The organism is Mobilisporobacter senegalensis, assembly GCF_003752155.1.
Classification (GTDB): Bacteria; Bacillota; Clostridia; order Lachnospirales; family Lachnospiraceae; genus Mobilisporobacter; species Mobilisporobacter senegalensis.
This window is the reverse complement of record NZ_RJVG01000010.1, coordinates 60068-85646: the sequence shown is the minus strand read 5'-3', so window position 1 is coordinate 85646 and position 25579 is coordinate 60068. Positions and strand designations below refer to the sequence as shown.

General features: G+C 36.5%; 18 protein-coding genes. 16 read left to right on the top strand and 2 right to left on the bottom strand.

Features of this window, described 5'->3' with window-relative positions; all coding sequences use genetic code 11:
- Positions 1–71: 71 nt before the first annotated feature.
- Together EDD66_RS14705 and EDD66_RS14700 are read left to right on the top strand one after the other, a co-directional pair.
- Complete coding sequence (locus EDD66_RS14705) at positions 72–890, top strand: M23 family metallopeptidase (protein ID WP_170164377.1); 819 nt, start codon at positions 72–74, stop codon at positions 888–890.
- A 419-nt stretch (positions 891–1309) separates the two neighbouring features.
- The gene (locus EDD66_RS14700; RefSeq protein ID WP_123610339.1) at positions 1310–1573 is read left to right on the top strand and encodes a GIY-YIG nuclease family protein; all 264 of its coding nucleotides are present in this window, start codon (positions 1310–1312) and stop codon (positions 1571–1573) included.
- 37 nt (positions 1574–1610) lie between these two features.
- Here EDD66_RS14700 and trhA read toward each other — a convergent pair whose 3' ends face one another.
- Positions 1611–2282, bottom strand: a complete 672-nt coding sequence (gene trhA, locus EDD66_RS14695; protein WP_123610338.1) for a PAQR family membrane homeostasis protein TrhA — start codon at positions 2280–2282, stop codon at positions 1611–1613.
- 358 nt (positions 2283–2640) lie between these two features.
- On the opposite strand from trhA, the gene EDD66_RS14690 reads away from it, so the two are divergent.
- The 9 genes from EDD66_RS14690 (at position 2641) to EDD66_RS14650 (ending at position 10738) form a co-directional block, all read left to right on the top strand.
- The gene (locus EDD66_RS14690; RefSeq protein WP_123610337.1) at positions 2641–2829 is read left to right on the top strand and encodes a DUF951 domain-containing protein; all 189 of its coding nucleotides are present in this window, start codon (positions 2641–2643) and stop codon (positions 2827–2829) included.
- 128 nt (positions 2830–2957) lie between these two features.
- Entirely contained in the window at positions 2958–3245 is a 288-nt protein-coding gene (gene rpsF, locus EDD66_RS14685; RefSeq protein WP_123610336.1) for a 30S ribosomal protein S6, read from the top strand.
- Between the two features lie 19 nt (positions 3246–3264).
- The gene (locus tag EDD66_RS14680) at positions 3265–3705 is read left to right on the top strand and encodes a single-stranded DNA-binding protein (RefSeq protein ID WP_123610335.1); all 441 of its coding nucleotides are present in this window, start codon (positions 3265–3267) and stop codon (positions 3703–3705) included.
- Between the two features lie 126 nt (positions 3706–3831).
- Positions 3832–4116 carry a 30S ribosomal protein S18 gene (gene rpsR, locus EDD66_RS14675; RefSeq protein ID WP_123610334.1) on the top strand — a complete coding sequence of 95 codons (285 nt, stop codon included), beginning with the start codon at positions 3832–3834 and terminating at the stop codon, positions 4114–4116.
- A gap of 366 nt (positions 4117–4482) precedes the next feature.
- On the top strand, positions 4483–5067 hold the full coding sequence (locus tag EDD66_RS14670) for an MptD family putative ECF transporter S component (RefSeq protein WP_123610333.1): 585 nt from the start codon (positions 4483–4485) through the stop codon (positions 5065–5067).
- Positions 5067–5798 (top strand): energy-coupling factor transporter transmembrane component T, encoded by a 732-nt coding sequence (locus EDD66_RS14665; RefSeq protein WP_123610332.1) that lies wholly within the window; start codon positions 5067–5069, stop codon positions 5796–5798. Before EDD66_RS14670 ends, EDD66_RS14665 begins: the two co-directional genes overlap by 1 nt.
- Entirely contained in the window at positions 5795–7225 is a 1431-nt protein-coding gene (locus tag EDD66_RS14660) for an ABC transporter ATP-binding protein (protein ID WP_123610331.1), read from the top strand. Before EDD66_RS14665 ends, EDD66_RS14660 begins: the two co-directional genes overlap by 4 nt.
- A gap of 19 nt (positions 7226–7244) precedes the next feature.
- Positions 7245–8996, top strand: coding sequence for an ABC transporter ATP-binding protein (locus EDD66_RS14655; RefSeq protein ID WP_123610330.1), 1752 nt, complete (start codon positions 7245–7247; stop codon positions 8994–8996).
- Positions 8993–10738: an ABC transporter ATP-binding protein gene (locus EDD66_RS14650; RefSeq protein ID WP_123610329.1), complete on the top strand. Its 1746-nt coding sequence runs from the start codon at positions 8993–8995 to the stop codon at positions 10736–10738. Before EDD66_RS14655 ends, EDD66_RS14650 begins: the two co-directional genes overlap by 4 nt.
- A gap of 239 nt (positions 10739–10977) precedes the next feature.
- On the opposite strand, the gene EDD66_RS14645 is transcribed toward EDD66_RS14650, so the two are convergent.
- Positions 10978–12273 carry a LysM peptidoglycan-binding domain-containing protein gene (locus EDD66_RS14645; RefSeq protein ID WP_170164376.1) on the bottom strand — a complete coding sequence of 432 codons (1296 nt, stop codon included), beginning with the start codon at positions 12271–12273 and terminating at the stop codon, positions 10978–10980.
- Between the two features lie 361 nt (positions 12274–12634).
- Between EDD66_RS14645 and EDD66_RS14640 the strand changes: the two genes are divergently transcribed.
- The 5 genes from EDD66_RS14640 (at position 12635) to dnaB (ending at position 25535) form a co-directional block, all read left to right on the top strand.
- Positions 12635–19264 carry an alpha-amylase family glycosyl hydrolase gene (locus EDD66_RS14640; protein ID WP_123610327.1) on the top strand — a complete coding sequence of 2210 codons (6630 nt, stop codon included), beginning with the start codon at positions 12635–12637 and terminating at the stop codon, positions 19262–19264.
- A gap of 197 nt (positions 19265–19461) precedes the next feature.
- Positions 19462–21432, top strand: coding sequence for a type I pullulanase (gene pulA / locus EDD66_RS14635; protein WP_243115382.1), 1971 nt, complete (start codon positions 19462–19464; stop codon positions 21430–21432).
- Between the two features lie 255 nt (positions 21433–21687).
- The gene (locus tag EDD66_RS14630; protein WP_123610326.1) at positions 21688–23745 is read left to right on the top strand and encodes a DHH family phosphoesterase; all 2058 of its coding nucleotides are present in this window, start codon (positions 21688–21690) and stop codon (positions 23743–23745) included.
- Complete coding sequence (gene rplI, locus EDD66_RS14625; RefSeq protein WP_123610325.1) at positions 23746–24192, top strand: 50S ribosomal protein L9; 447 nt, start codon at positions 23746–23748, stop codon at positions 24190–24192. It abuts the gene before it with no gap.
- 11 nt (positions 24193–24203) lie between these two features.
- Positions 24204–25535, top strand: a complete 1332-nt coding sequence (dnaB, locus tag EDD66_RS14620; protein ID WP_123610324.1) for a replicative DNA helicase — start codon at positions 24204–24206, stop codon at positions 25533–25535.
- The last annotated feature ends 44 nt before the right edge of the window (positions 25536–25579 follow it).

Here is a 25579-nt window from a genome sequence, read left to right as displayed (position 1 = left end):
TCAATAAAAATTTCTTACAACATTGTATAATCATCACATTTCTGGAAATGATATATTTAGAGGTGATGATGGTGAAAAAAGAAAATTTTTCTGCATATTTTAAGGGTAAAAATTTTTATATATCTTTACTTGTTGGAGTATGCGCGGTAGTTGCCATTGCAGCAGTTTATGTAAGTGTAACTACAGATAATAATAAAGATTTAGTTGATTTAAACGAGCCATTAACAGAAATTGCAGATGAACGAGCTGATATGAATAAAGTCACTGAGGATACAGATGCAATACAAGAAGCTCAGAATGCCAATGACAGTTTATTAGAAAATGATGTTGTTGTAGATGAGAAGGTATTACAAGAAGCAATATCAAAAACTGTAGCGGACGAAAACAAATCTGACAGTGGAAAGGCGGCAGATAATTCAAAACCGGATGCCGTAGCTGTTATGAATCCAGGTGGAACACCAAACCTTAAATTCAATGAAGAAAAGGGTCTATTATGGCCAATTAAAGACAATCCTGATGTTATTATGAAATATAGCATGGATAAAGGAATCTTATTCCAAACATTAGCACAGTATAAATGCAATCCTGCGATTATAATTGCTAGTAAAGTTGGAGAGGATGTTCTAAGTGCTGCTGATGGTATCATAACAGAGATCAGCAATAATGAAGAAACAGGATTAACATTAACTATGTCTATCGGTAATGACTATAATTTGACCTTTGGACAGTTAAAAGATTGTACGGTAGATGTAGGCGATGTAGTAAAAGAAGGAGATATTATCGGTAAGGTTGCAGATCCAACAAAATACTATATCGTAGAAGGCAGTAATTTATATTTTCAAGTCACCGAGAAAGGTGAAACAGTAGATCCACTGTTATTACTTCGTTAAAAAGATAGGCTTTGCCTTAGGGTTAAACTTAAGGTAAAGCTTATTTTTGCCCCTGTTATATCTCTGGACAAGTTTCATTAAAATTCAGATGTGGTTTCAATTACTTCTGAATTAAGTTTCACATTATGGAACAAATAGCTAAATTTGTAGTATAATATAATATAGTATCAAAGAAATAAGACGGGAGTACATATCTACGAAAATATGCAGCCGAATTTATTTTACCGTATTCTCGTTTTATTTACATGACAGTGATACTTTGTAGATTTTGTCTATGAGCTGACTGTCTGTGAATGTGAAAAGACATTTGTGTTTTCACTAGCTAACGAACCAGCTTTATTCGGGTGCTTTCCATAGATATTATTAACTAGGTAGGTTCGCCTACCTAGTATAATAAAACATAAAAGGAAGAGATACAAATGAATTATACATATATAGTAGAGTGTATGGATAATACACTCTACACTGGATGGACCAATAATTTAGAAAAAAGAATAAAAGATCATAATAGCAAAAAAGGGGCCAAATATACGAAGAACAGAGGCCCTGTCACTTTAGTTTACTATGAAGAATTTGAAACAAAAGAGGAAGCACTGAAGAGAGAAGTGGCTATAAAAAAGCTGACCAGAAAGCAAAAATTAGAATTAGTGAATAAAAGACAGGCAGGCACAAATACTAATTAGTACATTTAGTTTTGTGCCTGCCTGTCTTTTAAATACATTAATTTAATGGCATGGATGCTACAAAAAGATACATCAGCATAAAGTGGCAAAAACTTCCGCCTAGACAGAATAGATGAAAGATTTCATGAGATCCAAAATATTTATGCTTATTATTAAAAATGGGAAGTTTTAGCGCGTAAATAACTCCTCCTATGGTATAAATGATTCCTCCCACTAAAAGCCAGATAAATCCGGGCTTTGGTAAAGAATTAGTTATCTGGGTAAAAGATAAGACACACATCCAGCCCATTGCGATATAAATGACAGAGGAAACCCATTTTGGACAATGAACCCAGAATGCTTTCAAACAAATGCCCAGAATAGCAATGGACCAAATAATAATTAAAAGGGCGATACCAACTTTACCGGATAAAACAATAAGGCAGATTGGAGTATAAGTTCCTGCAATAAGTACAAAAATCATCATATGGTCAAATTTCTTTAAAATCAGATTTACTTTTTGGGATAGATTAAAGGTATGATATAAAGTACTGGCAGTGTATAATAATATCATACTAAGTATGAAAATACTTAAGGAAATAAGGTGAATGGAATCTGGCTCTCTTCCTGCCTTGATTAGTAAAGGGGAAGCCGCAAATAAAGCCATTAACATTCCAATAAAATGTGTAATTGCGCTGCCTGGATCTTTAATCTTCTTAATATGTTTCATTGTATCAGTCTCCTTTATTTATAGTATAAGATTAGATACCAGTGTTTTAAATTACTTAGTATCTTTAAGTCACATCCTATATAAACATAGGATGTATATATGTATATTATTATATGTAGTATTGAAAACTATGTGTTGTTGTATTGATATTACATCAAATAAAATGAAAATGCAACCTATTTTTGAAAATTTCTATAATTTTCTATTACAATTGGGCCATATAGACTGTCCATAAAATCTGAAAAAAAGAAATTGAGCTTAAGGCTGAACTGTAACAATTTGAAAACCGACTTGAATCCAGTGAAAAAATATCGTAAACTTAACAAAGGAAGTTTTGTAGCAGGAAAGGAGTTATCATATGGATTTAAATGTTGGGGAGATTGTAAAATTAAAAAAACAACATCCATGCGGAAGTAATGAATGGGAAATATTAAGAGTCGGTATGGATTTCAGATTAAAATGCCTGGGTTGTGGGCATCAAATTATGATTCCCAGAAAACAGGTGGAAAAGAATGTTCGGGGAATTCGTAAGAAAAATGATCAATAACAGGGAAAAAGCTTGCATTTTATGGCAAGCTATGTTAAAATACTGATTTGTGATATATTATATTAATTATTCCTTGCTCTTTACAGTAAAGTGAAAGGGCCAGAGACCAAAAGGAGGTGCACGCAACTATGAATCAATATGAATTAGCCTTAGTTGTAAATGCAAAAATCGAAGATGAAGCAAAAGTAGCAACTGTTGAATCAGTAAAAGAATTAATTGCTAGATTTGGTGGTACAGTTACAAATGTTGATGATTGGGGTAAGAAAAGATTAGCTTATGAAATCCAAAAGATGAAAGAAGGCTTCTATTACTTCATTAAATTCGAATCAGATTCTACTACTCCAGGCGAAATCGAACAAAGAATTCGTATCATGGAGCCAGTAATCAGATATTTATGCATAAGACAAGACGCTTAAGAAGAAGGAGGTTTCCTTTATGAATAAAGTCGTTTTAATGGGTCGTCTAACAAGAGATCCTGAAGTGAGATACTCTCAAGGAGAGAATTCACTTGCAATTGCAAGGTATACACTAGCTGTAAACCGTACATTTAAGCGTAACAATGATGCACAAGAAGCAGATTTTATCAACTGTGTAGTCTTTGGTAAATCTGGTGAATTTGCAGAAAGATATTTTAAACAAGGTACTAAAATTCTAGTATCAGGACGTATCCAGACTGGTAGTTATACCAACAAGGAAGGTCAAAAGGTTTATACGACAGAAGTTATTGTGGAAGAACAAGAATTTGCAGAAAGCAAAAATGCTAGCGGCGAATCCGGAAACTTCGGGCAGACTTCAAGACCGACTCCTAGTGAGGCAGTCGGAGATGGCTTCATGAATATACCGGATGGTATTGATGAAGAATTACCATTTAACTAATATGAATTTAAAATATATTTGAAAAATCCTGATGAAGCAATTCATCAAACAATAGATCATTCTATTGTGAATAATAATGACAAGCTGGTTGAAATTTAATCAGTTTACAGATAAGGAGGTCATGTTATGCCATTTAATAAAAATGATAGAAATGATAGAGGCGATAGAGGCGATTCTTCATTTAAGAGAAGAGGCGGACGCAGAAGAAAAAAAGTTTGCGTATTCTGTGCAGATAAAAATCATACAGGTATTGATTATAAAGACATTAATAAATTAAAAAGATATGTATCTGAAAGAGGTAAAATTCTTCCTAGAAGAATCACAGGTAACTGTGCGAAACACCAAAGAGCTCTTACAGTTGCAATTAAGAGAGCAAGACATATCGCTTTAATGCCTTATACTTTAGATTAATCCTTGGTTTTTCAAGGGTTGTGGAGGGTCGTGAGTACACGACTTGTACACAGTTTGAATAGGAAAATGAAAAAAGCCGTTACATAACTTAGGTTGTGTAACGGCTTTTATGCCGTGTATGTGATTATCAGAACGTGTTTTTAGTTCCTGTAATATAAGTTTTTCTTTAATATGGTACACAATTATTTTATATACAGATCGAAGACAATATGGAAATGTATCGTAACTGATAAAGTTATACCATTGAAGGAGTTGATTTTAAGACCAAATTATGGTAAAATAATCGAGTTAGTTATCGCTAACCATCTTTTTTGTTCAACAGTTAGCCTTTGCTAACTCATTCAAATATACATAAAGGAGGCTTTTATGGAAAACAAGAAAATTACAGCGAAAGACCTGATTAACATCGGAATATTTGCAGCAATATATTTTGTGGTATTGTTTGTAGTAGCGATGATCGGATTTTTCCCGCCTTTTATGGTGGCACTTTGCTTTATTTGTCCAATTGCAACAGGTATTCCGTTTATGCTTTATATGACAAAAGTTCATACCTTTGGACAGCTTACAATTTTTGGCGTTGTCATGGGGCTCGCGAATATGCTGATAGGAGACCAGTGGATTACTTTAGCTTTTGCGGTGATTTGTGGACTTTTGGCTGATCTCATCTGCCTTTCCGGCAAATATCGCTCCGGCAGCCTGGCAGTTCTCGGCTATGCAGTTTTCAGTATTTGGACCTTTGGTAAAATGCTGCCGCTTTTTATTATGCGTGACAGCTATTTCCAGGCTATGGGGCAGGGCTACGGAAAAGAATATGCCGAAGCAGTCCTTAAACTCACGTCAAACTGGGTATTTCCAATTATTTTGGTAAGCGGATTTATCGGCGGATTAATTGGTGCTTTTATAGGAAGAGCTGTGCTCAAAAAACACTTTGAGCGTGCCGGTATTGCATAATGAATACTTTTTTACATACAACCGCAGGAAAACGTCATTTACGCCTCGACCCGCGAACTAAATTTGCGCTTATTTTATGCACAAGTTTTACTCTGGTTTGGGGTATGAGCCTTATTGGGGTAATGGCAGTGGTACGACCTGCTCTTGCCTTTGTTCCAGCTATACTGTTGCTATTTACACCACGCCTAAGAGTGGGGATCGTATACGGTATCCTTGAAATATTGTGCTTTACGGCAGAAATTACTGTTTTTCAGTCCACAACAGGATTTTGGAATTTAATCCTTCTTCCTGTTTGTGCGATCATTACCAGATATATGCCCTGTGTTGTCGCTGCTTATTATATGATGGCAACGACTACCGTCAGTGAATTTATAGCAGGTATGGAAAGGATGAATGTGACACAAAAAATTGTGATTCCTTTATCTGTTATGTTTCGTTTTTTTCCGACAATAGTAAGGGAACACCGTTGTATCAACGATGCCATGAGAATGAGAAATATTACAGCTTCAAATCCTGTGTCTATGCTTGAATACCGCATTGTTCCTTTGATTGCAGCAGTTGCCAAAATCGGTGATGAGCTGAGTGCGGCAGCATTAACAAGAGGATTTGGGGGAGATGTCAAACGCAGTAATGTGTGCGAAATCGGATTTGGGGTACAGGATATTATTATTCTGCTCATATCCTTTGGCGGTGCGTTTACGTCTATATTGGCGAAGGTGGGATTAATATGATTCGTATTGAAAATTTAAGCTTTTATTATAAAAGAGGACGCAGTGATGCGGGAGTTAATAATATTAACCTTAAAATAAATATGGGCGAAGTCGTTTTGCTTTGCGGCGAATCGGGCTGCGGCAAGACCACGTTGACCCGTCTGATTAACGGCCTCGTTCCTCACTATTATGATGGAGATATTGACGGGACTGTCTTTACCCATGGTAAAAACGTTCAAAAAAGTACACTGTATGAATTATCTCGTATCGTGGGTTCGGTTTTTCAAAATCCACGCAGTCAGTTTTATACCGTCGATACATACAGCGAACTTGCATTCGGTTGTGAAAACCAAGGATTACCGGTGGATGAAATCAAAAAACGTGTGGATGAAACCATTTATTTTATGGAAATTGAACACTTGATGGGAAGAAGTATTTTTGATTTATCGGGCGGGGAAAAACAAAAGCTGGCATGCGCAAGTGTCTGGGCTGCATCGCCAAAAGTGCTTGTACTAGATGAGCCGTCTGCCAATTTAGATGAAAAAGCAATTGAGGATTTGCGGGCGGTACTTGAGAAATGCAAATCTGCCGGAATAACTATTATTATTGCCGAACATAGACTTTATTATCTAAAAGGCCTTGTAAACCGTGTACTTTTTATGGAAAACGGACAGATCACAAAAGAGTTTGATGCCAAATCTTTTTTTGAGATGAAAGACTCTCAGCGCATTTCATTTGGACTCAGAACGCTGACGCCTCCCACACTTTCATTCAGTGAATCAGCAAATGAAAGTCATTCAGCCGTGTTATCCAATTTTAAATTCAAGTATAAGCATAGTGAAATCGGTATCTCAGTAAAGAAAGTGTGTATTTACAAAGGCGCAATCACAGCAATTACCGGACATAACGGTGCTGGTAAAACCACTCTGCTTAGATGCTTGTGCGGACTTGAAAAGACTGCCGAGGGTGAGCTTTGGCTTGAAGATGAAGTTCACAAACGTAAAAAGAGGCTGAAAAACTGTTTTCTCGTGATGCAGGATGTAGGTCATCAGCTTTTCTGTGAAAGTGTGCTTGATGAAGTTATGATTAGTATGCCAAATGCTGATAAAGAAAAAGCCCTTGCACTTTTAAAAGCCCTTGATTTAGAAAAGTTTGCAAGCGACCATCCGTTAAGTCTGTCAGGTGGACAAAAACAACGTGTTGCGATTGCCTGTGCCGTTGCAAGCGAGCGGCAGGTCATATTATTTGATGAACCTACCAGTGGATTGGATCTGCGGCACATGGAAGCGGTGTCTAAAGTGATTGAGAGGCTGGCCCAAAGCGGCAAAACTGTTCTTGTCACGACCCATGACAAAGAATTTATTAAAGCTTGCTGCCATTATGTGCTGCACATGAAAAATGGGGAAGTGACTGCAAACCGTATCTTAAAAGAAGTAGAAAAAGTATAATTTAAAGGAGGGATTGATTTTGTTCAAAAAAGTACTTGAGTATGCAGGAGAATACCGGAGAACTACATATAAAGCAGTAGTTTTGATGTTAATAGGCCTTATTTTTAGTGTCTCCCCGTTTTTCCTTGCCTATCAAATCATAAGACCATTGCTGTTAAAACAATCGATTGATATTTTAACTGTGTCGGCTTTAGTAGCAGCTATCGCTGTTTGCGGTGTTTTACATACCGTATTCTATATTAAAGGACTGGAATTGTCTCACATTTCGGCGTTTCATACCTTAAAGAATTTGCGTATATCACTTCAAGGCAAGCTGGAAAAACAGCCGCTAGGTGCCATTCAGGATAAAGGCACAGGAGCTATTAAGAAAATGTTTGTTGATGACATTGAAACCATTGAGCTGCTGCTTGCCCACACATTGCCGGAGGGTCTTGCAAATCTTGCTGTCCCTGTTATTGTTTTTATTGGTATGTTTATTGCCGATTGGAAACTTGGTTTGTTGTCACTGTGTGCATTACCCCTTGGTGTATTGTGCATGGGTATGATGTTCAAAATTGGTATGAGAGATATGGGCAGCTATTATGCTGCCGGTAAAAAAATGAACAATACGATTGTGGAATACATAAATGGTATGGAAGTCGTCAAAGTATTTAACCGTGACGGCGAATCATACCATCGCTTTGAAGGTGACGTGAAAAGCTATCGTGATTTCACGCTGAAGTGGTATAAAGCATGCTGGCCGTTCATGGCTTTATACAGCAGTATTTTACCATGCATAGCCATGTTCACTCTGCCGATTGGCGCTTATCTTGTATTAAATAATCATTCAACCCTGCCGGATTTTGTTCTTGTTTTATGCATGTCCTTTTCCGTTGGACCGCTGTTTTTAAAAGCATTAGGATTTATGTCCACTTTGCCCCAAATAAACTTTAAAATCAAATCACTTGAAGATACTTTCAATTCACCCCCACTGCAACAAAGTGATAAACCCTTTACCGGAAATGATCACGGGGTTGAATTTGAAAATGTTAGCTTTGCCTATAAAGAGGAAGAGGTTCTCCATGGCATTTCCCTGAAAGTAAAAGAGGGTGATCTGGTGGCGTTGGTTGGCGAATCGGGGAGCGGCAAATCCACCCTTGCAAAACTGTTGGTGCATTTTTATGATGTTACCGGCGGCTGCGTGAAAATCGGCGGTCAGGATATTCGTGATATGAGTGTTGAGGCTTTAAATAATGAAATATCCTATGTGGCACAGGAACAGTTTTTATTTAACATCAGTCTTCTCGAAAACATTCGTTTAGGAAAACTGGATGCTACTGACGATGAAGTTATGGCTGCCGCCCAAAAAGCACAATGTGGCGAGTTTTTGGCACGGCTGCAAGATGGTATCCACACAATGGCCGGTGATGGCGGAAAACAATTATCCGGTGGAGAACGTCAGCGAATTTCTCTTGCCAGAGCTATACTTAAAAATGCCCCTATCATTGTGCTTGATGAGGCAACGGCATTTATGGATCCCGAAAACGAAGAAAAGATGAATGAAGCCATTGCCGAACTGATACACGATAAAACGGTTATTGTTATTGCTCACAGATTATATTCCATTGTAGGCGCTGATATTATCTGTGTTCTTGAAAGGGGTAATCTTGTGGCTGCCGGCACACATAAAGAATTATTAGAAGGCTGCCCGGCATATCAAAAACTATGGAGTGCAGCCGAGGACAGTGCCAGCTGGAAAGTCGGCACAGCTATAGGAGGTGAACAGGCATGATACGTTTAATAAGCAGAATTCTTAATTTTTCCGGTAAGTATAAAACCAGGATAATAGGTGCATTGGCTTTTTCGTTTTTAAAATCAATCCTTATGAAGTCTCCGATCGGTTTGGCTTTTTTTGCACTAAGTGCTTTTTATAACAAAACAGCAACCGATGAAATGTGCCTTTACATTGGTATTGCAATTATAGTTAGTCTTATTTTACAAGTAATCTTTCAGCATTTTGATAATAAATTACAGGCTTCAGCCGGATTTATGTTTATGGCTGAAAAACGTATGGAGCTTGGTGCATTTTTAAGAAAATTGCCGATGGGATATTTCACCAAAGGCAATATCGGCAAAATCAGCTCTGTTTTATCCACTGATATGGCGTTTGTAGAAGAAAACTGTATGATGGTCATTGCCGATTTGGTGGGCTATATTTTTGCAGAAGCCATTCTCTTGATTTTTATGCTGATGTTTAATATCTGGCTTGGCCTCCTTGCTATCTGCTTTGTAGTTATATCCTTTTTTATATGGAAAAAGCTTGAAAAAGCAGCGTTAAAGGATTCTCATAATCGCCAGGAGCAAAGCGAAAATCTAACCGAATCGGTGCTTGATTTTACTGAAGGAATCGGAATTATTAAAACATATAATCTCCTTGGCGAAAAATCAAAAGAGCTGTCAGATGATTTTATTAAAACCTGTAAAACTGCTTTAGAATTTGAAGATAACTATGTTGTATACCAGCGTCTTATCGGAATCTTGTTTGGTCTTGGAACCGGTGCTGTTGTGGGTCTTGCCATGTTTTTGAATTTCAATTCAGTAATTACCGCAACGGCTGCTGTCGGCATGATGTTGTTTGTTTTCGACCTTTTTGCACCAATTAAAACTCTGTACGCTCAAAGCGCACGTCTTACCATTATGGACAGTTGCCTTAACCGTATTGAGGAAGTGTTCTCTGAGGCTATGCTTGCTGACAACGGCACAGATATAATTCCGGACGCCTCCCGATCTGCTGAAGTTGAATTTAAAAATGTCAGCTTTGCCTATGACGAAAAGGAAGTTTTGCATAATATTTCCTTTGATTTGAAGCGCAACGGCATGGTGGCGCTGGTTGGCCCTTCAGGTGGCGGAAAATCAACTATTGCAAGTCTTTTACCCCGATTTTGGGATGTAGAATCCGGCCAGATTATGATTCGGGGAAAGGATATCAAAAAAGTAAAACTTGCTGATTTGATGGATCATATCAGCATGGTATTCCAGCGAGTCTATCTTTTTCAGGATACTATTTATAATAATATCAGTATGGGACGTCCGAATGCAACCGAACAAGAGGTCATAGAAGCGGCTAAAAAAGCCCGTTGTTACGATTTTATAATGGCACTGCCCGAGGGATTTAACACAGTTGTTGGTGAAGGGGGAGAAACACTGTCAGGCGGGGAAAAACAGCGCATTTCAATTGCTCGTTGTATTCTAAAAGATGCACCCATAGTAATCCTTGATGAAGCAACCGCCAGCGTGGATGCTGACAACGAAAGCTATATACAGCAGGCTATTAGTGAGCTCTGCAAAGGTAAAACATTGCTTGTGATTGCTCACCGGCTAGGCACCATTCGAAATGCCGATAAAATTCTTGTCATTGCAGAAGGCAAAATTGCTCAGCAAGGAACTCATGATGAGCTAATGGAAAAAGACGGAATTTATAAGGATTTTGTTACTGTACGTCAAAGCAGCAAGGGGTGGAGCCGAAGGGCATAGCACTCGGGTTTGTGTTTATGTATATTGGTTCATTATGCTCTCATACTGCTGCTTTTAAAAATTTATATGGAATACGCATGCTCCTTGCAAAAAAAATTATCTGAGCTTCCCAGGGGTTTCATAATGAAAACTCTAATGGTAAAATCAGAAAAATGTACCTCAAAAGATAAAAGACTTTTATTGAGTCTCTATCTTTTGAGGTACATTTTCTTTTTATAAATATAAACCTTACAACAATCTTACGGTAACAACTTTTCTATTTCATATTGGGTATTAATGACCAGCCACAATTGTGAAAAATAATTCATAATATTCCAAATACCAACTCCTCTGAAACTATATTCAGGAACGATATCCACAAGAGCCTGTGCGCTTCGTGCATCTTTGAACCATACAATATGGTGTACCAGCAAACCGGAAATAAATTCTGTATATTGAAAATAAGGAGATGCGGAATTGGGTTCATAATAAATAGTGGCACCCACTTGAGATGCTAAATCTATAGCCGCCTCTGTACTTAAAGATTCTGCTTTTGATATACCTAAAACATATGGCAGGCTCCAATTATACCCCATTACAGATATACCTACATTTATCATATTCGGTGGTACCTGAGTGATAAGCTTATCAAAAAATATTTTAGACATATGAACAGAAGGAACTGCTGTGGGTGGTCCATAAGAATAACCCCAATCATAACCTAAAATCAGCATATTATTTACGACCTGGCTGACTCCTGTATAATCGAACTCTTCATAGGTTACCTCATTAATACCTATATATGTTTTGGCGATAAGAGTCAGTGTGACCGAATATCCTTCTGCATTTAAACGCCTTGTCAATTTGGCCAGGTAATATTCATAGTAATTGCGATTTTCTAAATTCATATAGTGGATGGATATATTCAAACCGTAATAGCCTTTTGTTCTTAACAGTGTAAGAATATTTTCTATCTGTCGATCTTGAATTTCTTCATTATATAAAATACTATAGGCTACTTCCCGATTACCGAGTCCTTTTGGAGATAATGTGGAGATTGACATAATAGGTGCAGTTCCATAATCTTTTGCCAATTTAATGAGTTCTTCATCATCAATATCGATCAGACTTCCATCGGCCAGGGCAGTATAACTAAATATAGTAAGGTAGGTTAAAAAAGGAAGTGTTTTTCGAAGGATGTTTTTATCGATAAAAGGATAAGCATATCCATTCGTGGATATTTGAGGTTTATTCTCATTGCCATATCTAAGAACTAAAATTTCATTGGTATAAATATAATCTCTATCTGAAAGAAAAGGATTATTTCTTAACAACTGATTTAATGTAATCTCATGGGAATTGGCAATTCCTATTAATGTATCACCTGCTCTTACGGTATAAGTTTCAGTAGGATAAACAATTACTATAGCCTGCCCAACTACCAGAGTATTGGGATCAGTGATACCATTATCTAATATTAATCTTTCCGGTGATATATGATATTGATTCCCTATGGAATAAATTGTGTCCCCAGCTTGTATCACATGTATAATCATTTTTATCCTCATAGAATCTATTTATAATTATTATATGATATGAAAAATGAATGGTTCGACAAGACTATTAATGAAAAGTCTTTTAGAAGTTACGGAATGCCGGAAAAGAAATTTCAGGAATTTATATCTCTAAAATTTCTTTTTTACATCAAATAATGACAATCTATTACTTTATATAAATAAAAAAGACAAAAATAGTCGAAAACTTTACGAAAATTTGCGAAATTATTTCTTCTTAATTTGAAAATTCTATGATATATTGATTATGGATAAGCTCTTTAAAATTAGGAATATAGTACATCCTAAGAAATGAAAGGGCTTTTCAAATATCCGAAAGAGCAATATAGAAAGGAGAAGTAATATGCAAAAACTATTAAGACAAAAGAAAGTGATCAGCTGGCTATTGTTTATTGCCATTCTGGTTACATTGTTACCGGGTAATCTGGTAGCAAGAGCAGAAGATGTGAATGCAGGTGGGGCTGCATTTCGTAAAATCACAGATATTGTGGAAGCTTATATTGGGGAAGATAAAGTTCCACTTAATCTTTATTCCAATGGAATCTATGAGACTAAAATTAATGTCGCCACAGGTTCTGCCATTGAAGTGTATGTAAATGGAATAAAAGAGGGGACAACATCCTGGATTTTTAATGGGGATACAGAGCTATATATACGATATGATTCAGATACAGGAGAAATATCAAACTCTGTCAGTGATCCAGAATTATATAAGCAATCAGCAACCTGGGTCGGTAATTTTACCGGACTTGATGTAGGTATTAGTAATTGGGCGCCAGCTGATATGAGCGGAGATTTAGACTATATGGGTGGTGGGATTTTTTCCAAGACATTTTATTTCACCCAGACCACTTCCGCTATTACTTTGGCAGATGGGGGATATAAGGTTGCCTATAATCATAATTGGGGAAATGGTGAGGTAAGCGATAATATTTCATTAACGATACCATCCGGCAGTGATCATATTACTATCTTTGCAGATTCGATAAAAGGTGATATTACCGATTCATTTATGGATCCGGATATAAATAAAATAGTTTCCGTGATAGGAACCATAAGAGAATCAGAGGATATTAACTGGGATCCCACTCTTTCCGGTTATGAAATGAGACGGATAAGCAAGGACTATTATACATATAGCAAAGTATTTCAGATTCCAGGGTCCTATGAATATAAATGTTCTTTTAACCATCAGAATGAATGGCCTTCCTGGAATAATAAAGTTCTAGATATAGAGAATGCCAATACCAATGTAATATTCTTATATAATATTGAAAAAGATTGTATTTATGATTCGGTGAATGATTATAATACAGTGGCATCTGTTTTTGGATTTTCCCAATCCGGGGAAGAAGAACAGACAGATTCCTTTATAAGCCAGCCTGGTGGAAATAGTATATGGAGAGTAACAGGTGGACTGGGCAGTTATGATAACTGGGATATTAACAATTCAAAAACAGTTATGGCACACCTGGTTGGGGAATTTTATGCAAAGTCCATGGTATTAGATGGAGGTACCTATGAATTTAAATTTACTAAGAATGGTTCCTGGGATAATGCCATTGGTTCTGATGGGATTAGTAATAATGCAGCTAATATTAAATTAGAATTAGAAGAAAGAACAACGGTAAATTTTTATCTAAATGATGAGTTAGAAGGTCAGGATAAAGTAAGGGTCAGTATTGGAGGATTAGAAGTCCAAGGTATTAAACAATATGTACCTGCTCTTAATATTGAAGAACATCCAAGATTAGTTGGTAATTTACAGACGGTTCTTGGCGAATCAAATGATTGGAGTCCTGGTACTTCTAAGCTGATGTTTATTGACTATTACTTTAATAATACAGTTTATAAATTGCAGCGGACCCTTCCTTTAGGAAACTATCAATGTAAAGTCGTATTTGGAGACAGCTGGAATGGTTCTGAGATAGGAGATCCGGCTGGTCCCGATGGAAATCTTGAATTAAAGATCTTAGATGCTTCGGGAAACGTAACGTTTACCATTGATAATTCTGCAGAAAGAAAAGTTTTGACTCATAATTATAAACCTGTGGATTCCAACTATGATGGAACCATTGATAAAACTTCACTTTACTATGATAGCCGTTCCATAACATATAAGAAGCCTTTTGGGGCAATTAAGCAGGAAAGTGAAGATGTCACATTTCGTTTTGCTGCAAAGACATCAGATGCACAACTGGTCAAATTAGAATTAATTAATAATGATGGGATATCTAGGTCTTATGATATGGCAGTCACTACAGTTCTTGATGATAAAGATTATTGGGAAGTAATGGTGCCGAAAGAAGTATTTAAAGAGATTGGTATCTGGAGCTATAAATTTATTATCATTGATGGTGCTGCTAAATTAGAATATGGTGATGACGGCAGCAGTGGTGGAATCGGTGGTGCTTCGGAAGATGGGCAAACTCCATATAATCTGACTGTATATGCAAAAGATTATAAGACACCCGATTGGATGAAGAATGGAATTGTATATCAAATATTTCCGGATCGCTTTTTTGACGGAGATGCCTCAAATAATCATGCAAAAGATGTGGATGGATCCAGAGGTGATGGTATCCAGCTTTTTGATGGGGATAAATGGAGCACAATACCGGAGAATCCAAGACAGTCGGAAGAGGCCAATAAACCATATTATCCGGATGCCACAACAGATGGAGTATGGTCCAATGAATTTTATGGTGGAGATATTGCAGGGATTGAACAAAAACTTTCATATTTAAAAACCTTAGGGATATCAGCCATATATTTAAACCCTGTATCCTGGGCTGCATCCAACCATAAATATGATGCTACGGATTATAAACATTTAGATCCTATGTTTGGTAAGCCTGTTTATAATATATCAGGTGATCCTGGCTCTGGACTTAATTATGAAGCAACAAAAGAAGCTTCGGATAAAATATATAGTGATTTTGCCAAGGCTTGTAAAAACCAGGGGATTTATTTGATTTCAGATGGAGTATTTAATCACGTTGGAGATGATTCCATCTATTTTGACCGTTATGAAAAATATCCTGAAATAGGTGCATATGAATATTGGAGCAGAGTATGGGATGAAGCAGCAACAAGTAAGGTATCTCAGACAGAGGCTGAAAAAATAGTAAAAGATTATTACAAATCACTTATTAACCCTGGAACTGGCAAAAACTATACAGATTCTGACTTCGCTTATATTGATTGGTTTCAAGTTGGACCGGATAAGGTAACAGATGAAACCGGTGTTACCAGATATAATTATGAAGGATGGTGGGGATACGATTCGCTGCCAGTGGTATCTACTGTTTTGGCTGAGGAGACAAAACTTACGAACGATTCTAAGGCAACAATTGCAGGGGAACATGAATATAACAATATTGATTACCGTGAAAATGTAATAGGATATGACTTGAACCAAAGTAATATTACAGATATAACAGGCGCAATGAAAAAGGCCAATTCACAGAGATGGTTATGGATGGGAGCAGATGGCTGGAGACTGGATGTTGCACCAGATGTATCTAATGAGACCTGGAAAGAATTTAGAAAATCCGTAAAATCAGCAACTGGAAAGGCAGATATTAATGGTGATAGGATTGAAGACCCAATTATTCTTGGAGAGGAATGGAATGTAGCAACTCAGTATCTTTTAGGAGATATGTTTGATTCTGTCATGAACTATCAGTTCAGAAGTGCAATACAGAATTTTATTGTGAATAATGGCAATGGATCGGATTTAAATAATGCCCTTGAGATCATTAGAGAGAATTATCCGAAAGAAGCCTGGCAGGCTATGTTAAATCTTGTGGATTCCCATGATACGGTAAGGAATATTACGAAAATAGATAATCCCACCTGGGAAGAAGAGAATATTAAAATTGCACCGGAACCATCGGAGAAAGCGATTAAATTGCAGGCATTGACTGCAATATTCCAGATGAGCTACCCAGGGGCTCCAACTATTTATTATGGAGATGAAGTTGGAGTGGCGGGAACGAAAGATCCTGATTCCAGAAGAACATTTCCCTGGGAGCGGGTAGAAGAAAAGTCAGATGGAAATTATAATATTTCGGATGCTTATGAAGAAAAGTATGGAGATCTACTGGATACATATATCAATGCAGCAAAGGTTAGAAATCAACATTTAGAGTTATTTGCCACAGGTGATATAAAGACGGCATACGCAGATGGGGATGTAATAGCTTATGCCAGAAAAAGTGACACGGAAGGTGGTCTATCCATTATAAATAAATTGGATAAGTCTGTTGATATTGTAGCCGATGTAAAGGATTTCTTACCGGATGGACTTATTCTGGAGGACCAATTGGGCACTGGAATCAGGGCAACAGTTACCAATGGAACTTTAAGAATTCAGGTACCTGGATATACCGGAATGATGATGGTATCAACTACCAAGCTGACCACGTTACCACCGGCTCCAAAAAATCTGACTGCCACCGGAACAGAAGGGAAAGAAGCAAAAGTAATATTAACCTGGGATCCTGTGGAAGGGGCAGGGGGATATTATATTTACCGGACACTTTTAGAAGGAATGGAGACCGTTCAGCTAAATTCAGCTCCAGTTACAGATACAACATTCACCGATGATAATGTTGTTCATGGTACAAGATATTATTACTATGTAAAAACAGTGAAAGAAAATGCACTTAGTATGTATAGTAATACTGCAACTGCTTTGCCATGTTTTAAGATTACTGAAATCGGAATGCCTACCGGAGTAACGATTGACACAATTGGAGTAGGTAAGAAAACCACAAACACAGATGTAACCATCATCATACCCGGATTGACAGACAGGGAAGAATATACAGGAAAAGAAGTTCCCGGCTTAATATTTCATCTGGCTTATTATTTAGAAGGAACCTCAAAGGACAGAGCTTTAGAAACAAAATTAAGATACAAAGAAGATTCGGATGGAGGTAAAGTTTATACTGCAGCCTTTGAGCCAACAAAGGAAGGAGTATATAGATACTTTGGTAAGGCAACAGTGAATAATGGCTATACATTTATACTGTCCCAAGAAGCAAGTATGAATGCAACGGCTGACTATTCGTTACCTGTTCCTGAAACACCTGATTTAAAGCAGCCAATTCAGGAATCAAGCCGGGTCACTCTAAACTGGGTAGTGGAAAGCAATGAAAATATTGCCGGATTTGATATTTATCGGGCCATAGAAAATCTTACCGGATCAGAAGAAAAAATTGGGACTGTGGATAAGGATATAGAAAGCTATACTGATTTTATGGTAAATAATGATGTGACCTATACTTATCGTATTGAAGCATTTAATAAAGAATATAATAGAAAATCTTCTGAAATAATTAGGATCACTCCGAAACTAACAATGATTGATGTTACAATCAGGCTGACAATTCCGGATAAAGTATTTACTTCGGCCACAGATAATATTTATCTTGCCGGCGATGTAAATGGATGGAATGCATCCGGCTGGCTGCTTAAGAAACCAAGCGGAGCCACAGATAGTAATATTGTGGAATATTCATTTAAGATGATGGCTGGTAAGAAGATCCAGTATAAATATACGAGAGGTACATGGGCTACAGAGGCTTTAACAAGTAATATTCCTAATGACACCACATCTCCTGGCAACTATGGCTATAGTTCAACGGATACCAATATTCATGCGACAATAACTAATCAGGGCGGAAACAAAATGTTGATTAATGATTATGTTCTTCGTTGGGTTGATATGCCAATTATGATAACAGTTCCAAGAATTTCATATAAAGGAGAAACAATTGAATATTCAACGACAGAAGATAGTTTTCATTTGCAGGCGAGTGTTCCATTTGGGGGGATTTTTACCATCAATGGTAAGAATATAAATTTAATCAGTCCCGGAGCATTAGACTCGTATGGTAATGTCAGGCTGAATAATATCCCATTAGTAAAAGGTATCAATGAATTTGAAATTCATATTGAACCGACCGATGAGACGAAAGCCCTGCCATGGCTAACAGATACAGGCAGAATTACATCTCAAATGAGTGCCACAACAATGATTCGTATTACCAAAACCACAGATACACCAAGTAATCCGATTCCTCCAACAACGCCAGTCAGTCCATCAGATAATAATGGGATATCTGACCCTAAAGTGAAGGAGCCTCAGTTTGCAGGAGAGAATGGGGTAACAGGCTGGAATGGAATTGTAAGTAAACTAAAGAATATCATAGTAGATAAAGGTGAAAAATCAGAGGGATTAAAATTTACGATAGATATGAATTCTACTACGCTTCTCCCAAAAGAGATATTAGAAACAATAAAAGGTAAAGATGTGGAAATCTCTCTTAATATGGGTGACTATGTGTGGACAATATCAGGAAAAAATATTAAAGATAATATAGCCTTTGAAGAGAATTATAACTTAAAAGTATCAAGTATAACTAATATCAAAGAGAAATCCCAGATTACGAAAGCAATCAATGACGCCAAAAGAAATAATAAAGTGGCAAATAAAAAAATTCAAATACAACAATTTGCAATTGAAAATTACAGAGAATTCCCTTTTAGTGCGGATTTAACATTGAAATTAGAAAATAAATACAACAATCGTTATGTTTATTTGAACTATTATAATGAGAAAACAAAAAAGATAGAGCTTTATGGTTATGGGAAAGCAGATAAATATGGTTATGTTACATTATCTTTGGAACATTCATCTGCATATGTATTAACTTCTGAGAATCCTATTCTTCCATCAGTAATCAAAACTAAGACCTTGAAGGCTGGAAAGAATTACACATTAAAAGTTAATAATGCCTTAAATAAAGCTGGTATAACTTATAGTTCAGGTAATCCGTCAGTTGCTGCAGTCAGTAAAAAAGGATATGTAAAGACTAAAAAGAAGGGAACGGCAATAATTAAGATTAAAGTTGTGCAGGCAGGGAAAACATATCTATATCAAACAAAAATCACAGTAAAATAGAGCAGCAGCATTTCAAAGGGGTGGCAGGATGATATCTTGCTGCCTCCTTTGTTAATTTAAGGGGAAGTTCTTAATCATGTAAGGTAGTGATAAAATATTTCTTGTTACGAAAAAATACGAAAATTATTATTTCAATTAGTATTCCCCTATGTTATAATTCGATTAGATATTGTTGATGTGGAGGAAAATAAGATTATATGGACAAGATGATTATGGCAGAAAATGAAGATTGGAATAAAAAGTTTTATAAAGATATGTATGATATAGATAAAAATTTCTATTATAGTGGAGATGATTTAGGTGTTACTTATAGCAAGGAAGCTTCTGGTTTTCGCATATGGGCTCCCACTGCCAAAGCAGTTTCACTTAACTTGTATCAGGAAGGATTGGGAGATAATTTAATTAGCCGGCATTCAATGATGCCGGATGTAAAGGGGACGTATTTTATCCGTATTCCAGGAGATTTAAACGGAATCTATTATACATACTGTATTGAATTGAAAGATTCTTCTTATGAAGTAATGGATCCATATGCCAAGGCAGCAGGAGCCAATGGTGAGAGGGGCATGGTCATTGACTTTGAAGATACGAATCCCAAAGGATGGACAATGGAAAAGAAGCCCGTGTTAATAAGTCCTACAGATGCAGTTATCTATGAAATGCATATTAGAGACTTGTCTGCAAGTCCAAGTGGAAATATTAAAAATATTGGAAAATTTCTTGGATTAACGGAAAGGAACACTAAAAACAGAGAAGGTTTATCCACTGGACTAGATCATATGAAAGAATTAGGGATTACCCATCTGCATCTTATGCCTTCTTTTGATTATGGCTCAGTTGACGAAACACGTTTAGATGAGAAACAATTTAACTGGGGATATGATCCTAAAAATTACAATGTCATAGAAGGTTCTTATTCTACAGACCCATATCATGGTGAAATCAGAATCAAAGAGTTTAAAGAGATGGTGAAAACCTTACATGAACAAGGGATTCGGGTGATTCTTGATGTAGTTTATAATCATACGGAATTAACGGAGGATTCTAATTTTAATAAAATCGTACCAAATTATTATTACCGGATGAAAGATGGAATGTTTACAAATGGATCTGGCTGCGGGAATGAAATCGCTTCTGAAAGATCAATGGTACGGAAATATATTATAGATTCTGTGGTATTTTGGGCAAAGGAATATCATCTGGATGGTTTCAGGTTTGATCTTATGGGACTTCATGATATTGAAACAATGAATGAAATAAGGAAAGAGCTGGATAAGATAGATGAATCTATCCTCATTTATGGAGAAGGCTGGGCAGGAGGAGTCTCCATATTACCAAATGAAATGCGTGCCCATAAAGAAAATACCAGACAGCTTAATAGAATTGCTGTATTTAGTGATGATATCCGTGATTCTGTAAAGGGAAGTGTATTCGATTTTAAGGAACCAGGATTTGTTAGTGGTAAAAGTGGAATTGAAGATGCAATGAAATTTGGAATCGTTGGAGCAGTAGCCCATGAGCAGGTTAGGGAAAAGAAACCATGGGCAGTGTCCCCAGAACAATCCATTAACTACGTATCTTCTCATGACGACCTGACTCTATGGGATAAATTAACATTATCTGCCCCTGATACTTCTTATGAAGAAAGGGTGGGGATGAATAAAATGGCAGCAGCCATAATATTTACCAGTCAGGGAATTCCTTTTTTCCAAGCAGGAGAAGAGCTGCTTAGAACAAAGCCAGGAAATGGAGTGAATGAATTATTTGATAGTAATAGTTTTAAATCTTCAGATGAAGTAAATAGTATAAAATGGGATGATAAGACAAAGAATTATAATGTATTTAAATTTTATAAAGGTCTTATTGCATTTCGAAAAGCACATCCATCACTTAGAATGAGAACACAGACAGAGATCCAGGAACATATTAAATTCTTAGAAGATTTAGAAAATAATGTAGTAGCCTTTCATATTCGGGCAGTGGAAAAAGATAAGGAGATCTGTGTTATTCATAATGGAAGGAACGAAAGAACTATAGTTACAATTCCCGTTGGAACATGGGACGTTTATGTAAATGAGAAGCAGGCAGGTTTAGAGATCTTGGATACTATTACTAATAATATGGTAGAATTGAATCCTATTTCTTCAATGGTATTAGTAAAGCGGTAGATTTATATGAATAGATATCAGCATGGATTGAAAGACATATTGTTGATTTTGTATGGCAGAGACGTACGCTTTTGTCCGTCTCTGCCATACAAAATCAATCATATGTCTTTTGCCCGTACGTGAAGGGAGAGCAGGATTTTACAAAACACCTTTGAATTTAATGGATTTTTAAAAACACTTTCCTTCAACTGCTTTAGATGTTATAATGGAATGTGAACGAATAAATATGCCTTTCCTATAGTAAGGAGCAGAAGTATGAAGAATAAAGTGAAACTCAAAGGTAATTTAAAAGCATATCTTAGATGGCCTTTGCTCTTGAGTGCATTACTGATCTGTATGAATATTAGTATTTATGCAGTTGATAAAGATGCCGGAATAATTATGTCCATATATTTAGCAATTTACGTAGTTATTTCAATGATTTTATATTATTATAAAGTTTCAACCATTCAAGGCGAGCTAATTCGTTTTGCTGCTGATTATGGACAAGTCCAGAAACAACTGCTAAAAGAACTAACCTTACCATATGCATTACTGGATCTGCAAGGTCATCTGCTATGGGGGAATAATGAGTTCCTGGATATTATATTAGATGAAAAAATGTCCAGAAGAGGGATTCATAATATATTTCCTGAGATAACAAAGGATACACTGCCACAGGCAGATCATGACTCGGAAATTCATATCACATATGAAGACATGAATTATAAAGTTGTTATGAGAAGAATAGTTGCAGATAGCTTTTATGAGGATTATAGTATCGAGGATGCAGAAGAATCGAATAAATACAGTGATCCTAACTCTTTGATCGCAATTTATCTATATGATGAGACAGAGATAACGACTTATATCAGGGAGAACAAAGAGCAGCGTCTTATTGTTGGATTGCTATATATTGATAATTATGAAGAGGCATTAGAGACCATAGATGAAGTAAGACGGTCTCTTTTAGTGGCACTTGTAGATCGTAAAGTTAATAAATTTATGCAAAGTATTGATGCTATTGTGAAAAAGTTAGAGAAGGATAAATATATTATTCTTTTTAAGCAAAAATACTTACCACAATTGCAAAGCAATAAGTTCAATATTCTTGATGAAGTGCGCTCTGTAAATATTGGAAATGATATTGCGGTTACGATCAGTATTGGTCTTGGAATTAGTGAAGATTCCTATAATAAGGGCTATGAATATGCAAGAGCAGCCATTGATCTGGCTCTTGGCCGTGGTGGTGATCAGGCTGTGATCAAAGAAGGAGAAAAACTTTCTTATTATGGTGGAAAGAACATCCAGATTGAAAAGAATACAAGAGTTAAGGCAAGGGTGAAAGCTCATGCATTACGTGAATTAGTGGAAGCAAAAGATAAGGTCGTTATCATGGGCCATTCCATTGGAGATGTAGATTCTTTAGGCGCAGCAATTGGTGTATATCGAATTGCCAAGACACTAAATAAAAAGGCTCATATCGTCTTTAATGAAGTGACAACATCAGTTAGACCTTTAATGAACCGGTTTTTAAACAATCCTGAATATGAAGAAGATATGTTCTTAAGAAATGTACAGGCAATGAATGTAGTAGATAACAATACATTACTTGTAGTTGTAGATGTAAATAAGCCCAATTATACTGAATGTGCTGAGCTTTTAAATTTTACAAAAACTATCGTTATATTGGATCATCACAGACAGTCAGGAGATAATATAGAGAATGCAGTTTTATCCTATATTGAGCCATATGCTTCTTCCACCTGTGAGATGGTCGCAGAGGTATTACAATATATTGGTGATGTAAAACTAAGACAGGCAGAAGCAGATGCCATGTATTCCGGTATCATGCTTGATACCAATAACTTTTTAACTATGACGGGCGTCAGAACCTTTGAAGCAGCAGCATATCTTCGCAGAAATGGTGCAGATGTTACAAGAATCCGCAAGAGTTTTCGCTCTAATATGGATGAGTTTAGAACAAGAGCATTTGCTATTAGTCAGGCTGAATTGTTTCTGGACCATTATGCAATAACAGAATGCCCAAATGATCAAGTGGATAGTCCGACAGTAGTTGGCGCTCAAGTTGCCAATGAACTTTTAAATATCACAGATGTAAAAGCCAGTTTCGTATTTACTGCTCTTCATGAAAAAGTATATATCAGCGCCAGAGCCATTGATGAGATGAATGTACAGGTCATCATGGAGAAATTCGGTGGTGGTGGACATATTAATGTTGCTGGTGCCCAGATGAAAGACTGTACTGTAGAAGAAGGTATTGAAATACTTAAATCCATACTATCTGAGATGAAAGAGGAAGGAGATATATAGATGGAAGTTATATTATTACAAGATGTTAAGACATTAGGGAAAAAAGGCGATAAAGTTAATGTAAATGATGGCTACGCCAGAAATTATATACTGCCGAAGAAATTAGGAGTAGAAGCTACACCAAAGAACTTAAATGAATTAAAGTTACAAAAAGCAAATGAAGAAAGAAGGCAGCAGGAAATATTAGAAGAAGCAAAAGCATTTGCAGAACTAATCAGTAAAAAACCTGTTCTTGTTAAGATAAAAAGCGGTGAAGGTGGAAGGACATTCGGATCTGTTTCCAGTAAGGAAATATCAGTAGCAGCAAAAGAACAACATGGACTTGATATTGATAAGAAGAAATTACAATTATCAGATCCACTAAAGAATTTGGGAACCTTTACGATCCCAGTTAAGATACATCCTAAAGTAACAGGAGAACTAACCGTTAAAGTAATAGAAGCTTAGGAGAAAAAGTCATGGATGAGGCACTTATAAAAAAGGTTCCACCCCATAGTGTTGAAGCAGAAAGATCTGTTATTGGGTCCATGCTGCTTGATAAAGATGCAATCACTACTGCCTCTGAAATTGTAACAAGTGAGGATTTCTACCAACATCAGTATGAAGTACTCTTTACGGCAATGATTGAGCTGTTTAATGAAGGAAAACCGGTTGATTTAATTACTTTACAAAATAGATTAAGAGAGAAAGAATTGCCGCCGGAATTAAGCAGCCTGGAGTTTATAAGAGAACTGATCACTGCAGTTCCAACGTCTGCTAATGTTAGATATTATGCTAATATCGTAAAAGAAAAGGCAGTACTTCGAAGACTCATTAAAGTAACAGAGGGTATTACAAATCAGTGCTATTTGAATAAAGAAAAATTGGAGAATATATTACAGGACACTGAAAAACAAGTATTTGATATCATTCAAAACAGATCTTCCGGTGATTTTGTAAGCATCAAGGATATTGTAATTAAATCTCTGGAAAGTATCGAATCTGCTGCTAAGAATAAAGGCAGTGTAACAGGGATTGCCACTGGATTTTATGATTTAGATTATAAAACAGCAGGGTTCCAACCCTCCGATCTTATACTTGTTGCAGCAAGACCTTCTATGGGTAAAACTGCATTTGTATTAAATATAGCGGAATATGTAGCAGTAAAATCTAAGACTACTACGGCTATCTTTAGCTTGGAAATGTCTAAAGATCAGTTAGTAAAACGTATTATATCGATGAACTCGAAGGTAGATTCCCAAGCAATCCGCAGTGGTGAACTAAAGGATGAAGATTGGATTAAGATTGCAGAAAGTGCCAGACTTATTGGTAATTCCAATCTTATCATTGATGATACCCCTGGTATCTCTATTTCTGAATTACGATCAAAATGCAGAAAATATAAATTAGAACATAATCTTGGATTAGTGATTATCGATTACCTTCAGCTTATGTCTGGCGGTAAAAAATCTGAATCCAGACAACAGGAAATTTCTGAAATCTCCCGTTCCCTGAAGGCATTAGCAAGGGAGATAAGTGCTCCGGTGGTAGCCTTATCTCAGCTTAGCCGTGCAGTGGAACAAAGACCAGATAAAAGACCTATGTTGTCAGATCTTAGAGAATCAGGAGCGATAGAGCAGGATGCCGATGTGGTCATGTTCATCTATCGTGATGATTACTATAATCATGATTCTGAGGAAGCCGGTATCTCAGAAATTATTATTGGGAAGCAGAGAAATGGTCCTACAGGCACTGTGAAGCTGGCATGGCAATCACAGTATACAAAATTTGCAAACCTGGAAAGACAATAAGAGATATCATAATACATTAGGGAATGTCGTAGGACATTCCTTTT

Coding starts and splice junctions, on each gene's coding strand:
- EDD66_RS14660 (WP_123610331.1), top strand. CDS start 5,795: ATGATTCGTATTGAAAATTTAAGCTTTTATTATAAAAGAGGACGCAGT.
- trhA (WP_123610338.1), bottom strand. CDS start 2,282: ATGAAACATATTAAGAAGATTAAAGATCCAGGCAGCGCAATTACACAT.
- EDD66_RS14670 (WP_123610333.1), top strand. CDS start 4,483: ATGGAAAACAAGAAAATTACAGCGAAAGACCTGATTAACATCGGAATA.
- rplI (WP_123610325.1), top strand. CDS start 23,746: ATGGAAGTTATATTATTACAAGATGTTAAGACATTAGGGAAAAAAGGC.
- EDD66_RS14665 (WP_123610332.1), top strand. CDS start 5,067: ATGAATACTTTTTTACATACAACCGCAGGAAAACGTCATTTACGCCTC.
- rpsR (WP_123610334.1), top strand. CDS start 3,832: ATGCCATTTAATAAAAATGATAGAAATGATAGAGGCGATAGAGGCGAT.
- EDD66_RS14650 (WP_123610329.1), top strand. CDS start 8,993: ATGATACGTTTAATAAGCAGAATTCTTAATTTTTCCGGTAAGTATAAA.
- EDD66_RS14700 (WP_123610339.1), top strand. CDS start 1,310: ATGAATTATACATATATAGTAGAGTGTATGGATAATACACTCTACACT.
- EDD66_RS14645 (WP_170164376.1), bottom strand. CDS start 12,273: ATGATTATACATGTGATACAAGCTGGGGACACAATTTATTCCATAGGG.
- EDD66_RS14640 (WP_123610327.1), top strand. CDS start 12,635: ATGCAAAAACTATTAAGACAAAAGAAAGTGATCAGCTGGCTATTGTTT.
- EDD66_RS14630 (WP_123610326.1), top strand. CDS start 21,688: ATGAAGAATAAAGTGAAACTCAAAGGTAATTTAAAAGCATATCTTAGA.
- pulA (WP_243115382.1), top strand. CDS start 19,462: ATGGACAAGATGATTATGGCAGAAAATGAAGATTGGAATAAAAAGTTT.
- rpsF (WP_123610336.1), top strand. CDS start 2,958: ATGAATCAATATGAATTAGCCTTAGTTGTAAATGCAAAAATCGAAGAT.
- EDD66_RS14690 (WP_123610337.1), top strand. CDS start 2,641: ATGGATTTAAATGTTGGGGAGATTGTAAAATTAAAAAAACAACATCCA.
- EDD66_RS14680 (WP_123610335.1), top strand. CDS start 3,265: ATGAATAAAGTCGTTTTAATGGGTCGTCTAACAAGAGATCCTGAAGTG.
- dnaB (WP_123610324.1), top strand. CDS start 24,204: ATGGATGAGGCACTTATAAAAAAGGTTCCACCCCATAGTGTTGAAGCA.